The organism is Allobosea sp. (assembly GCF_048595345.1).
GTDB lineage: Bacteria > Pseudomonadota > Alphaproteobacteria > Rhizobiales > Beijerinckiaceae > Allobosea.
Genome location: NZ_JBMDWH010000078.1, coordinates 1 through 12,252 on the forward strand (window position 1 = coordinate 1; position 12,252 = coordinate 12,252).

Annotated in this window: 14 protein-coding genes; 13 read left to right on the forward strand and 1 reads right to left on the reverse strand. The window is 67.2% G+C overall.

Going from position 1 to position 12,252, the window contains the following annotated elements; all coding sequences use genetic code 11:
- The 7 genes from ACOJTB_RS08850 to ACOJTB_RS08880 all read left to right on the forward strand — a co-directional run.
- Positions 1 to 298, forward strand: a 298-nt coding sequence (locus tag ACOJTB_RS08850; protein ID WP_420102161.1) for a 6,7-dimethyl-8-ribityllumazine synthase, incomplete at its 5' end; no start/stop codon positions are given.
- The gene (gene nusB / locus ACOJTB_RS08855) at positions 295 to 762 is read left to right on the forward strand and encodes a transcription antitermination factor NusB (RefSeq protein ID WP_420102162.1); all 468 of its coding nucleotides are present in this window, start codon (positions 295 to 297) and stop codon (positions 760 to 762) included. The genes ACOJTB_RS08850 and nusB, both read left to right, overlap by 4 nt.
- Before the next feature lie 81 nt (positions 763 to 843).
- Positions 844 to 1,830: a thiamine-phosphate kinase gene (gene thiL, locus ACOJTB_RS08860; protein WP_420102163.1), complete on the forward strand. Its 987-nt coding sequence runs from the start codon at positions 844 to 846 to the stop codon at positions 1,828 to 1,830.
- Between the two features lie 58 nt (positions 1,831 to 1,888).
- A complete protein-coding gene (locus ACOJTB_RS08865; protein WP_420102164.1) occupies positions 1,889 to 3,112 on the forward strand; it encodes an MFS transporter in 1,224 nt (407 codons plus the stop codon).
- A 14-nt stretch (positions 3,113 to 3,126) separates the two neighbouring features.
- On the forward strand, positions 3,127 to 3,927 hold the full coding sequence (gene allE / locus ACOJTB_RS08870; protein ID WP_420102165.1) for a (S)-ureidoglycine aminohydrolase: 801 nt from the start codon (positions 3,127 to 3,129) through the stop codon (positions 3,925 to 3,927).
- A gap of 210 nt (positions 3,928 to 4,137) precedes the next feature.
- Positions 4,138 to 6,294, forward strand: a complete 2,157-nt coding sequence (locus ACOJTB_RS08875) for a sodium-translocating pyrophosphatase (protein ID WP_420102166.1) — start codon at positions 4,138 to 4,140, stop codon at positions 6,292 to 6,294.
- A gap of 194 nt (positions 6,295 to 6,488) precedes the next feature.
- Entirely contained in the window at positions 6,489 to 7,415 is a 927-nt protein-coding gene (locus ACOJTB_RS08880; protein WP_420102167.1) for a DMT family transporter, read from the forward strand.
- Positions 7,416 to 7,487: 72 nt separating this feature from the next.
- Here the strand turns inward: ACOJTB_RS08880 and ACOJTB_RS08885 are convergent, their stop codons facing one another.
- Positions 7,488 to 7,979 carry an outer membrane protein assembly factor BamE gene (locus tag ACOJTB_RS08885; protein WP_420102168.1) on the reverse strand — a complete coding sequence of 164 codons (492 nt, stop codon included), beginning with the start codon at positions 7,977 to 7,979 and terminating at the stop codon, positions 7,488 to 7,490.
- 139 nt (positions 7,980 to 8,118) lie between these two features.
- On the opposite strand from ACOJTB_RS08885, the gene ACOJTB_RS08890 reads away from it, so the two are divergent.
- The 6 genes from ACOJTB_RS08890 to ACOJTB_RS08915 all read left to right on the forward strand — a co-directional run.
- Entirely contained in the window at positions 8,119 to 8,664 is a 546-nt protein-coding gene (locus ACOJTB_RS08890) for a ubiquinol-cytochrome C chaperone family protein (protein ID WP_420102169.1), read from the forward strand.
- Entirely contained in the window at positions 8,654 to 9,211 is a 558-nt protein-coding gene (locus ACOJTB_RS08895) for a YceD family protein (protein WP_420102170.1), read from the forward strand. The genes ACOJTB_RS08890 and ACOJTB_RS08895 overlap by 11 nt, the downstream gene beginning before the upstream one ends.
- 160 nt (positions 9,212 to 9,371) lie before the next feature.
- The gene (plsX, locus tag ACOJTB_RS08900) at positions 9,372 to 10,430 is read left to right on the forward strand and encodes a phosphate acyltransferase PlsX (RefSeq protein ID WP_420102171.1); all 1,059 of its coding nucleotides are present in this window, start codon (positions 9,372 to 9,374) and stop codon (positions 10,428 to 10,430) included.
- Between the two features lie 13 nt (positions 10,431 to 10,443).
- Positions 10,444 to 11,421 carry a beta-ketoacyl-ACP synthase III gene (locus tag ACOJTB_RS08905; RefSeq protein WP_420102172.1) on the forward strand — a complete coding sequence of 326 codons (978 nt, stop codon included), beginning with the start codon at positions 10,444 to 10,446 and terminating at the stop codon, positions 11,419 to 11,421.
- Positions 11,422 to 11,610: 189 nt separating this feature from the next.
- Positions 11,611 to 11,925, forward strand: a complete 315-nt coding sequence (locus ACOJTB_RS08910; protein ID WP_420102173.1) for an integration host factor subunit alpha — start codon at positions 11,611 to 11,613, stop codon at positions 11,923 to 11,925.
- Positions 11,922 to 12,252 (forward strand): MerR family transcriptional regulator (locus ACOJTB_RS08915; RefSeq protein WP_420102174.1); only part of this gene is annotated, 331 nt, incomplete at its 3' end. The genes ACOJTB_RS08910 and ACOJTB_RS08915, both read left to right, overlap by 4 nt.

A 12,252-nucleotide genomic window follows, 5' to 3' on the forward strand; every position in this document is an offset into this window, starting at 1 on the left:
CGCCGACGAGTCGGTCGATCCCTACGAGGCCGTGGTCGCGCTCGGGACGGTCATCCGCGGCGAGACCGGCCATTACGATATCGTCGCCGGCGAAAGCTCGCGCGCGCTGATGGATCTGTCGGTCGCCTTCGCCCTGCCGCTGGGCAACGGCATCCTCACCGTCGAGAACGAGGCGCAGGCCTGGGCGCGCGCCAATCGCTCCGAGATGGACAAGGGCGGCGGCGCGGCCGAGGCGGCGCTTTCCGTGCTGCGTTACAAGCGCTCGCTCGCCGCCGCCGAGACGGAGCAGCCGGAATGAGTCGCGCGGATATGCGCCGCGGGGCCCGGCTTTCGGCTGTCCAGGCGCTCTACGAGATGGAAATCGGCGGCCGAGGCGTCACCGAGGCGATGGCCGAGTTCGAGGCCTTCTGGATCGGCCAGGAGGTCGAGGAGATCGAGCTGCCCAAGGCCGAGATCGCCTTCTTCCGCGACCTTCTGGGCGGCGTCGTGCGCGAGCAGCTGCTGGTCGATCGCACGGTCGACCGACTTCTCTCCGAGGGCTGGCCGCTGAAGCGGGTCGAGGCGGTTGTGCGCGCGATCTTCCGCGCCGGCGCCTACGAGCTGGCCTTCCGCAAGGACGTGCCGGCCCGCGCCGTCATTTCCGAATATGTCGCCGTCGCCCGCGCCTTCTATGAGGGCGAGGAGATCGGCATGGTCAATGCCGTGCTCGACCGAATGGCCCGCGAGTTCCGCGCGGACGAATTCGACGCCGCGCGGGCGTGAAGACGTTGGGGGCTGGACCGAACCGGATGGAGCGCTGTGCCTCCCCACCGCAAGCGGGGACAGGGAGTTAGGTTGACGCCGATGAATCGCCCCGGCGAGTTCGATCTCATCGCGCGCTATTTCGCGCCGCTCGCCGCACCCGGCGGGCTCGGCCTTCTCGACGATGCCGGGCTACTGAGGCCTGGCCGCGGCTATGAAGTGGTCGTTACGGCGGACGCTCTGGTCGCCGGCGTTCATTTCTTTCCGGATGATCCGCCGGCCGCGATCGGCTGGAAGGCGCTCGCCGTCAATCTCTCCGACCTCGCCGCCAAGGGCGCCCGGCCGGAAGGCTTCGTTCTCACCATCGCCCTGCCGCGCGACTGGACGGAATCGTGGCTGGCCGACTTTGCCCAGGGCCTTGGCCGGCTTGCGAAAGAGGGCGCCTGCCCGCTGATCGGCGGCGATACCGTCTCCACTGCCGGCCCGCTGACGCTGTCGATCACCGCCTTCGGGACGGTTCCGGCCGGGCGGATGGTGCGGCGCGGCGGCGCCAAGCCCGGCGACACCGTGCTGGTCTCCGGCACGATCGGCGATTCCGCTCTGGGGCTGAAGGTTCACGGCCCCGATGCACCGGCTTGGGTCGCCGGGCTCACCGAGGAGGAGCGGACCTTCCTGGCCGATCGTTATCTGCATCCGCAGCCCCGCCACCAGCTCGCCCAGCTGGTGCAGCAGTATGCTTCCGCCGCCATGGACATCTCCGACGGGCTCGTCGGCGATCTCGCCAAGCTGCTGAAGGTCGCCGGAACCGGGGCCGAGATCGACCTCGACACCGTGCCGCTCTCCGGCCCGGCCCGCGCCGCGCTCATGGCCGATCCTTCGCTGGCGCAACTGGCCTGGACCGGCGGAGACGATTACGAAATTCTCTGCACGGCGCCGGATGCAGAAGTTTTTGCTCTGGTTGCCGCGGCTGCGGAGATCGGCGTTCCTCTCGCCGCCATCGGCCGCGTCACCGCGGCGGCGGACGGCGTGCGCTATCGGGGGGCGGGGGCGGAGCAGGGCTTCGGCACCGGCTCCTATGCGCATTTCTGAGCGGCACGTGACCGCTCGGTGAGATGACGGCGCGCGGGCGCCGCGGAGCGGCGTGGCGATGACCTTGGCGATGGCACGGGAGGAAGCGATCTCGGACGGCGACGCTCTCGCGAAGCGCAATGCGCTGATCCTCACCGGCGCGCAGGCACTGGGCGGCGCCAACCCTGCCATCGTGGTCTCCCTCGGCGGGATCGTCGGCATGCAGCTCGCCGCCGACAAGACCTTCGCGACGGTGCCCGTCAGCCTCCTGCAGCTCGGCATCGCCGCCGGCGTCATCCCCGCCGCCATGCTGATGCGTCGCCTCGGCCGCCGTGGAGGTTATCTGATCGGCGCCCTGGTGGGCGCCTGCGGTGCCAGCATCGCGGCGACGGGCATCGTGATGCGCAGCTTCGCCCTGTTCTGCCTCGGCACCTTCATCTGCGGGCTCTACGGCGCCTATGTGCAGAGCTATCGCTTCGCCGCCGCCGATACGGCGAGCCCCGCCTTCAAGGCGCGCGCCATCTCCTGGGTCATGCTCGGCGGCCTCGCCGCCGGCATCATTGGGCCGCAATCGGTCTATTGGACGCGCGATCTGACGCCGGAGGCGCCGTTCGCCGCCAGCTTCCTCGCGCAGGGCACGCTCGCCCTGCTGGCGATCCTGATCGTCTCGCGCCTGAAGGCACCGCCCGTCATGGCCGTGCAGGCCGATCGCGGCCGCCCGCTCGGGCAGATCATGCGCCAGCCGCGGTTCGTCGCCTCCGTCATCGCCGCCCTCGTCGCTTATGGGCTGATGAGCTTCGTGATGACCGCTGCGCCGATCGCCATGGTCGCCTGCGGCCATTCGGTGGGGGACGCCGCGCTCGGCATCCAGTGGCATGTGCTGGCGATGTATGGCCCCAGCTTCTTCACTGGCCGCCTGATCGGGCGCTTCGGCAAGGAGACGGTCACCATCGCCGGCCTCGCCTTGACGGCGCTCGCCGCGGTGATCGGCCTCTCCGGCCTCAGCGTCGCTCATTTCTGGATCGCGCTTGTCCTGCTTGGTCTCGGCTGGAATCTCGGTTTCATCGGCGCGACCTCGCTGGTGACCGACTGCTACCGGCCCGAGGAGCGCGTGAAGGTCCAGGCTGCCAACGACTTCCTGGTCTTCGGCTCAGTAGCGATCGCGTCCTTCTCATCGGGCGGTCTCGTGAGCCATGGCGGCTGGGATATCGTCAACTGGATGGTCTTCCCGCCTGTGGCGGTTGCGCTCTGCCTGGTCGCCTGGCAGCGTTCCCAGCGCAAGGCGGCGCCGGCTGCCCTCTGACGGGGAGGCCTGCCGTGAGCCATCGTTCCTTTCCTGCCGCGACCGGTCGCGTTCCGCCCGGCGCGATCGGCCATAACCGGGGCGTCGTGGAGCGCAACTATGCCTTCATGCCGCCCGAAGGCGTGCTGGTCAGCCGGCTGCCGCAATATCAGAACACGATCGCGCGCATCCTGACCGCGCCGGTCATGGGCGCGGCCTTCGCGCAATATGTGCTGGAGATCGCGGAAGGCGGCGGCATGCCCAAGGCCTTCGCGGAGCAGGACATCCAGCACTTCTATTACGTGCTGGCGGGCGAGGTGACCCTGTCCGTGGAAGGCGGCGAAAGCCGGAGTCTGGGCGTCGGCGGCTTTGCTTATCTGCCGCCCGGCACCAGCTTCACTCTGCGCCACGCCGGAGAGGGGCGCGCGGACGTGCTTGCCCTGCGCAAGCGTTACGAGCCCGCGCCGGGCTTCTCCATGCCGGAGCCGATCCTCTCGCATTGCGACGCCGTGCCGATGACGAACCACACCGGCATGGAAGGGCGCGGCTTCCAGTTCCTGCTGCCCTATGGCGACATGCGCTTCGACTTCGAGATGAACCTGATGTGGTTCAAGCCCGGCGTCTGTTTTCCCGCCGTCGAAACCCATGTCATGGAGCACGGGCTCTATATGTTGGAAGGGCAGGGTCTTTATCTGCTGGGCCGTGACTGGCACGAGATCTGGGCGCGGGACTTCATCTGGATGGGCGGCTATTGCCCGCAGCAATTCTACCCGACCGGGCAGGGCGACGCCTGCTACCTGCTCTATAAGAACGTCAATCGCGACATCCCTCTCTGATGCGCCGTCGCACGCCTGACATCCGACGAAATCTGTAAGCGGCGAAGTTTGCGCTTCTGCGCGAAACTTGCCACAAATTCGCCTGACACTGGCGACGCGGAGCGAGCCTTGTAGTCTTTCTGGGCTCGTTTTCGTTGCCTGACGTCCAACGCTGCAGAACGAGGAGCGGTAGCGCTCCCGCCGGCAACGCCTTTAGGGTCAGGAAATCGAATGTCAGCTCTCCTCGTCATCATCTTATTGAGTGCGTTGTCGATCGCCTACGGCATATGGGCCTATGGCGACGTCATGAAGCGTGACGCCGGCAGCCAGCGCATGCAGGAAATCTCCGGCGCGGTGGCCGAGGGGGCGCAGGCCTATCTCAAGCGGCAATATCTGACGATCGGCATCGTCGGGATCGTGCTCTTCGCGCTGCTGTTCTGGCTGCTCGGCCAATGGGTGGCGATCGGCTTCCTCATCGGCGCGATCCTGTCCGGCGCCGCCGGCTTCATCGGCATGAATGTCTCCGTGCGCGCCAATGTCCGCACCGCGCAGGCGGCGATGCAGTCGCTCGGCGCGGGTCTGGACGTCGCTTTCAAGGCCGGCGCGGTCACCGGCATGCTGGTCGCCGGCCTCGCTCTGCTCGGTGTCGCGGTCTATTACGGCATCCTGACCTCCTCGCTCGGCTTTTCTCCGTCCAGCCGCACGGTGATCGATTCGCTGGTGGCGCTGGGCTTCGGCGCCTCGCTGATCTCGATCTTCGCCCGCCTTGGCGGCGGCATCTTCACCAAGGGCGCCGATGTCGGCGCCGACCTCGTCGGCAAGGTGGAAGCCGGCATTCCGGAAGACGATCCGCGCAATCCCGCCACCAATGCCGACAATGTCGGCGACAATGTCGGCGACTGCGCCGGCATGGCCGCCGACCTGTTCGAGACCTATGCGGTGACGCTGGTCGCCACCATGGTGCTGGCCGCGATCTTCTTCGCCGGCCAGCCGGTGCTCAGCACGATGATGCTCTATCCGATGGCGATCGGCGCCGCCTGCATCGTCTCCTCGATTCTCGGCACCTTCTTCGTGAAGCTCTCTGCCAACCAGTCGATCATGGGTGCGCTCTACAAGGGCTTCATCGGCGCGGGCGTCCTGTCCATCGTCGCCATCGCGGCTGTCAATTACGCGATGTTCGGCGGCTTCTCGGCCTCCTTCACCACGGTACAGAACGTCACCTTCACCTCGGGCAAGCTCTTCGGCTGCGCCATGGTGGGCCTGGCGGTCACCGCGCTGATCGTCGTCATCACCGAATACTACACCGGCACGGGCAAGCGGCCCGTCGCCTCGATCGCCCAGGCCTCGGTCACCGGCCATGGCACCAACGTGATCCAGGGCCTCGCCGTCTCGCTCGAGGCGACGGCGGCGCCGACCATCGTGATCATCGCCGGCATCATCGTCAGCTACACGCTGGCGGGGTTGTTCGGCATCGCGGTCGCCACCACCGCCATGCTGGCGCTGGCCGGCGTGGTCGTGGCGCTCGATGCCTTCGGCCCGGTGACGGACAATGCCGGCGGCATCGCCGAGATGGCGGGCCTGCCCAAGGAGGTGCGCCACTCCACCGACGCGCTCGACGCGGTCGGCAACACCACCAAGGCCGTCACCAAGGGCTATGCGATCGGCTCGGCCGGCCTCGGCGCGCTGGTGCTGTTCGCGGCCTACACCTCGGACCTGAACTTCTTCATCTCCGAGGCCAACAAGGCCGGCTCCACCGCCTTCCAGTACTTCAAGGGAGTCACGGTCGATTTCTCGCTGTCGAACCCTTACGTCGTCGTCGGCCTGCTGCTGGGCGGGCTCATCCCCTTCCTCTTCGGCGGCATGAGCATGACGGCGGTCGGCAAGGCCGCAGGCTCGGTCGTCGAGGAGGTGCGTCGCCAGTTCCGCGAGAAGCCCGGCATCATGCAGGGCACAGACCGGCCCGATTACGGCCGCGCCGTCGACATGCTGACTCGCGCCGCGATCAAGGAAATGGTGGTGCCGTCTCTGCTGCCCGTTCTGGCGCCGATCGTGACCTATTTCGCGATCGAGTGGATCGCGGGCAAGAACAACGCCTTCGCCGCGGTCGGGGCCATGCTGATGGGCGTCATCGTGACCGGCATCTTCGTCGCCATCTCAATGACCTCGGGCGGCGGCGCCTGGGACAACGCCAAGAAGAGCTTCGAGGACGGCTTCGTCGATAAGGACGGCGTGCGCCACATGAAGGGCTCCGACGCGCACAAGGCTTCGGTGACGGGCGACACCGTCGGCGATCCCTATAAGGACACGGCGGGCCCCGCCGTGAACCCGGCGATCAAGATCACCAACATCATCGCGCTGCTGCTGCTGGCGATCCTGGCGCATCGCTGAGGGGGGCTCATCGGCATGGGAGCCCGCGGCGTCGGCCGCGGGCTTTTTTGTGTTCCGTCAGGCCTTTGTGCCGGTGGATTGAATCAGGCTTTGAACATCGGCCTGCCGCTTCACTACGGCCGAAAGCGTAGCGTCGGTGGATGCGGCGAGGCTGCCTGGCTGCGATGGTCCCTCCCGAAACAGGATGGACCTTCATGACGACACCCACTCATTCCGCCGCGCCCGCCACTTCCGGCCGCGCCGTCGATCTCGCTTTGCTGCTGGCGCTCGCCACGCTCTGGGGCGGCTCCTACACCTTCATCAAGATCGGCGTGGAGACCATCCCGCCGGTGACGCTCATCGCCGCGCGCACGCTGATCGCCGGGCTCGTGCTGCTGGCCGTCATCCGTTGGAGAGGCCTGTCGCTGCCGCGCGATGCGGGCAGCTGGCGCCGCTTTCTGATGCAGGCGCTGTTCAACAGCGTCTTTCCCTTCACGCTGATCGCCTGGGCCGAGCGCAGTGTCGACGCAGGCCTGGCGACGATCCTGAACGGCTCGACGCCGGTCTTCGTCTTCCTGATCGGGCTTGCCACGGCTCCCGGCAAGCGCCCGGACTGGCGCAAGGGGCTGGGTGTCGCCGCCGGGCTCGCCGGCATCACGCTCATCGTGGGCGTGGATGCGTTCTCCGGCCTGGGTCACGCGGTGCTGCCGCAAATGGCCATCGTCGTCGCCACGATCGCCTATGCCTGTGCCGCGCTCTTCGGCCGCAACTTCGCCGGCATGGACCCGTTGCTGCCGGCCGCCGGTTCGATGCTCTGCGGCACGGCGATCCTGATCCCGGCCTCGCTGGTCATCGACCGGCCCTGGATGCTGTCGCCCTCGCCGGATTCGCTGTTGGCGCTGCTGGCGCTCTCGGTTTTCTGCACGGCATTGGCCTTTGCGATCTACTTCCGTCTGATCCGCACGCTGGGCTCGGTCGGCACGACCTCGGTGTCCTATCTGCGCGTGCCGATCGGCGTCGCCATCGGCATCCTGTTCCTGGGCGAGCGTCTCGGCACCACGGCCTGGATCGGATTGGGGCTGGTGGTGATCGGGGTGATGGCGATGACGCTGCCGGAGCGTCGCGGGCCGAAGCCCGCCTGAACCCGTGCGCTCCACACATGAAAAACCCCGCGGCGCGAGCCGCGGGGTTTTTCATGTCCCGAACGTTTCCGCTCAGCCGAGCGGGTTGAACTTGGTCACGCCGCGGAAGAGGTTGCGCAGGAAGCTCTGCTCCTCGCCGCCCGACGGGGTGGTGCGGCTGATGAAATCGAAGATCACGCCGTCCTGCAGGCCGTAATTGGCGATCCGCTCCACCTTGAAGCCCTTGTTGAAATAGACCACCAGCACCTGCTGATCGATCACCTGCGGGTCCTGGAACTGGAAGCGCCGGCGCACGGTCTGACCGATGTAATAGAAGGTGCGGTTGCCGACGGTCGAGGTCGTCGAGGGCGTCCCGAGGATCTCCAGCACCTTGTGGACATCCATGCCGACCTTCACCTGGCCGACCAGCGTCTCGTCCATGACGAAGCCGCGCTTGAACTCCTCGTTGAGGCCCGACGAGGTGGGCAGCACGAAACCGCCGGCATCCGGGCCGCAGCCGGCCAGCGCCAGAGAGGTTGTCGCGAGGGCCCCGAGCAGAGCCGTGCGGCGGGTGATATGGGTCATGCGGGCACGATCCGAAGGCCGGGCGGCCGGAGCGCCGTGCTCCATGCCGCTTGTCAAAGGGGTGAGGGTTGGCGTAACGCCCGAGGATGGCTTTGGCAAGGCGAGGACATCGCGGAAGGCGCCGGATGGAGGAAATCCGGTGATCTTCGGCTGGTTTGGAAAGCGGGCGCGCCGCCGGGCGCCGGCCGAGGCGCTGTTCGCGCGCATCGCCGAAGCCTCGCGCCGGCCCGCGCTCTATATCGACGGCGGCATCCCCGACAGCTTCGAGGGGCGTTTCGAGGCGCTGGCGCTGCACATGTTCGTGGTGCTGCGGCGCTTGCGCGAACTGCCGCCCCCCGCCGACGATCTGGCGCAGGATCTCATCGATGCCTGCTTCGCCTATCTGGAACTGGGATTCCGCAATGGCGGCGTCAGCGACATCGCCGTGCCCAAGCGCATGAAGAAGATCGGCCAGATGTTCTATGGCCGCCTGCAGGCCTATGAGGCCGGCTTCTCTGCGCAGGATGCAGCGGCGCTCGACGAAGCGCTGGGCCGCAACGCGGCCCCCAGCGCCGATCCGGCCGTCCTCTCCGCCTATCTGCGAGCCGCTGCGGCCGGCCTCGCTGGCTGCGATCTCGGCGGCGTTCTGGAGAAGGAGCCGCTCTTCCCCGTCTTTCACGGCAAGGAGGCCGTTCATGACGTCTGACCGCGCATCCCCGCTGCTCAGCCATCCGGTTCGTGTGGAAACGATTCGTCCGCGCGGCACGCAAGCGACGGTGAGCGCCGAAGCCTCGCAACTCGCCCCGATCGCCAAAAGCCTGGGGCTGGCTGCGCTCGAGAAGCTGGATGCCCGCTACGATCTGTCCCGCAATGGCGAGCGTGTGAAGCTGGAGGGGCGCATCAGGGCGCAGATCCAGCAGATCTGCGTCGTCACCCTCGATGCCTTTCCCGTCGCGCTCGACGTGCCGCTGAAGCTCGACATGGTACCGGACACCGATCCGATCTTCGCCGTCCGTCCCGAGCGGGAGGAGGAGGGCGAGATCGATATCGAGGTGATGCTGAACGAGGCGGACCCGCCCGAGCCCATCACCGACGGTGTCATCGATCTCGGCGCCATCACGCTCGAATTCCTGGCTCTGGCGCTCGATCCCTATCCGCGCAAACCGGGCGTCAGCTTCGCCCCGCCGGCCAGTGCCGAGCCCGAACCGTCGCCTTTCGCTGCCTTGGCAAAGCTGAAGCGGGACGAGCCCTGAACCGGCCGGTGCCGCCCGCCCGGTCACGGATCGCAACGATGATTGAACAGCCCACCACGCCTTGGGCGGCTTGCGGCCTTGCCGCAAACCGCTATTGTCCGGCCGCCACAGAGCCGCCCGGAATGGAAGGTCGGCCGCTTCCGGGACACACCAGAACTCCATGACACGACCGGTTACAATCGCGCTCGATGCGATGGGCGGAGATCACGGCCCGAGCGTCGTCATCCCGGGCGCCGCGCTGATGCTGGAACGGCGGCCCGACACGCGCTTCGTCATCTTCGGTGACGAAAAGGAAGTGCTGCCGCTGATCGATCAGCATCCGAAGCTGAAGGCCGTCACCACCTTCCATCACACCGAGGTGGCGGTGAAGATGGACGATAAGCCGAGCCAGGCGCTGCGCTATGGCCGCTACAAATCCTCCATGTGGCGCGCCATCGATGCCACCAAGACCGGCGAGGCGGACGTCACCGTTTCCGCCGGCAACACCGGCGCGCTGATGGCGATGTCCAAGTTCTGCCTGAAGTCGATGCCGCTGGTCGACCGGCCGGCCATCGCCTGCCTGTGGCCGACCGCGCGCGGCGAGAGCATCGTGCTCGATGTCGGCGCCACAATCGGGGCCGATGCCCGCCATCTCGTCGATCTTGCGGTGATGGGCGCCGCCATGGCCCGCGTCGTCCTCGATCTCGACCGGCCGACGGTGGGGCTGCTCAATGTCGGCGTCGAGGAGATCAAGGGCGTCGAGGCGGTCAAGGAAGCCGGCCGCATTCTGCGCGAGAGCAACCTGCCGCATATGGCCTATCACGGCTTCGTCGAGGGCGACGACCTCGGCAAGGGCACGGTCGATGTGGTGGTCACGGAAGGCTTCACCGGCAACATCGCCCTGAAGACGGCCGAGGGGACCGCCCGCCAGATCACCTCCTATCTGCGCGCGGCGATGAACCGCTCGCTGATGGCCAAGATCGGCTATCTCTTCGCCAAGGGCGCCTTTGCGGCGCTGCGCGAAAAGCTCGACCCGCGCAAATCCAATGGTGGGGTCTTCCTGGGGCTGGAAGGCATCGTCATCAAGAGCCATGGCGGCACGGATGCGATCGGCTTCGCCAGCGCCGCCGAACTCGGCTACGAGATGGCGCGCGAGGATCTGATGGCCAAGGTCCGCGAGATGGTCGCGGCCAGCACGCGCCCCGAGCTGCCTGCTGCGCAGCCCGCCGACGCCCAGTAGGGAAACGGTTTCCTTGTCGAAGTTGCGCTCACAGATCATCGGTTGCGGCTCGTATCTGCCGGCCCGCATCCTGACCAATGCCGAACTCGCCACGCAGGTGGACACCAGCGACGACTGGATCGTCCAGCGCACCGGTATCCGCCAGCGTCATATCGCGGCCGATGACGAGCCGACCTCCGTGGTGGGGCTGAAGGCCGCTCAGGACGCGATCGCCGATGCCGGCATCGACGCATCCGAGATCGACCTGATCATCGTCGCCACCGCGACGCCGGACCATACCTTCCCGGCCACGGCCACGCAGATCCAGGCGGCGCTCGGCATCACCGGCGGCGTCGCGTTCGACCTGCAGGCGGTCTGCTCCGGTTTCGTCTTCGCGCTCGCGACGGCGGACAAGTTCCTCTCGACGGGCGGGGCGACGACCGCGCTCGTCATCGGCGCGGAGACCTTTTCGCGAATTCTCGACTGGGAGGACCGCGCCACCTGCGTCCTCTTCGGAGACGGGGCCGGCGCGCTCGTGCTGAAGGCGGTGGAAGGGCAGGGCACGCTGGCCGATCGCGGCGTGCTGACGACCCATATCCGCTCCGATGGCCGCTACAAGGACAAGCTCTATGTCGATGGCGGTGCCGGCTCGACCAAGACGGTCGGGCTGCTGCGCATGGAGGGCAAGGAGGTTTTCCGCCACGCGGTGAACAATCTCGCCGAGACGGTGCGCCATACCTTCGAGCAGACGGGGCTTTCCGGCGCCGATATCGACTGGTTCGTGCCGCATCAGGCCAATCGCCGCATCATCGACGCCACCGCCGACAAGCTCGGCATCGACCCGGCGCATGTCGTCGTCACGGTCGACCGGCACGGGAACACCTCGGCGGCCTCGATTCCGCTCGCGCTGGCCGACGCCTACAAGGACGGCCGCATCAAGCCCGGCCAGCTGGTGCTGATCGAGGCCATGGGCGGCGGCTTCACCTGGGGCTCGGCGCTGATCCGCTGGTGAGCGGGAACAGCGAAATCCGCGCCAAACCGAGGTTTCCAGGCCTTTCACTGTCAAGATTCTCGCTTGTCCGGCTCGCCGAACGCGGGTCGAGGATTGACCGGGATGACCGGGGCGCCTAGCGTCCGGCGTCCGTATTGGCGCGGAGGCGTCGGCTCCGGCCGCCGGCCCAGCGCCGCCTTGGAGGATGGAATGTCGGGGCAAACGGTGACGCGCGCGGATTTGTGCGAGGCGGTCTACCAGAAGATCGGATTGTCGCGGACGGAGTCGTCCAAGCTCGTCGAGGCGGTGCTCGACGAGATCTGCGACGCGGTCGCGCGTGGGGAAAACGTGAAATTGTCCTCGTTCGGCTCCTTCGTGGTGCGAGACAAGGGCGAGCGAATCGGGCGTAATCCCAAGACTGGCGTAGAGGTGCCGATCGAGCCGCGTCGCGTGATGGTGTTCAAGCCCTCAAACGTGATGAAGGCCCGGATCAACGGCCAGAGCGGTGAGGGCGAGACTGAGTGAGCCTGGAGTTCCACGCCGGCAATGAAGAGGCCGAATTGGACACCAAGAGCCCCGATGCTTTCAGAACCATCAGCGAGGTCGCAGAGGATCTCGATATCCCCCAGCATGTGCTGCGCTTCTGGGAGACGCGCTTCAGCCAGATCAAGCCGCTGAAGCGCGGCGGCGGCCGGCGTTACTACCGCCCGGACGATGTCGCCCTGCTCAAGGGCATCCGCCGCCTGCTCTACGGCGAAGGCTACACGATCAAGGGTCTTCAGCGCATCCTGAAGGAACAGGGGCCTCGCCACGTCCAGGCGATCGGCCGCGGCGGGCCGATCGGCGCGATGG

Excerpts from the sequence above, each read along its gene's own strand:
- nusB (WP_420102162.1), top strand. The coding sequence starts at position 295 with ATGAGTCGCGCGGATATGCGCCGCGGGGCCCGGCTTTCGGCTGTCCAG.
- thiL (WP_420102163.1), top strand. The coding sequence starts at position 844 with ATGAATCGCCCCGGCGAGTTCGATCTCATCGCGCGCTATTTCGCGCCG.
- ACOJTB_RS08865 (WP_420102164.1), top strand. The coding sequence starts at position 1,889 with ATGACCTTGGCGATGGCACGGGAGGAAGCGATCTCGGACGGCGACGCT.
- ACOJTB_RS08875 (WP_420102166.1), top strand. The coding sequence starts at position 4,138 with ATGTCAGCTCTCCTCGTCATCATCTTATTGAGTGCGTTGTCGATCGCC.
- ACOJTB_RS08880 (WP_420102167.1), top strand. The coding sequence starts at position 6,489 with ATGACGACACCCACTCATTCCGCCGCGCCCGCCACTTCCGGCCGCGCC.
- ACOJTB_RS08885 (WP_420102168.1), bottom strand. The coding sequence starts at position 7,979 with ATGACCCATATCACCCGCCGCACGGCTCTGCTCGGGGCCCTCGCGACA.
- ACOJTB_RS08895 (WP_420102170.1), top strand. The coding sequence starts at position 8,654 with ATGACGTCTGACCGCGCATCCCCGCTGCTCAGCCATCCGGTTCGTGTG.
- plsX (WP_420102171.1), top strand. The coding sequence starts at position 9,372 with ATGACACGACCGGTTACAATCGCGCTCGATGCGATGGGCGGAGATCAC.
- ACOJTB_RS08910 (WP_420102173.1), top strand. The coding sequence starts at position 11,611 with ATGTCGGGGCAAACGGTGACGCGCGCGGATTTGTGCGAGGCGGTCTAC.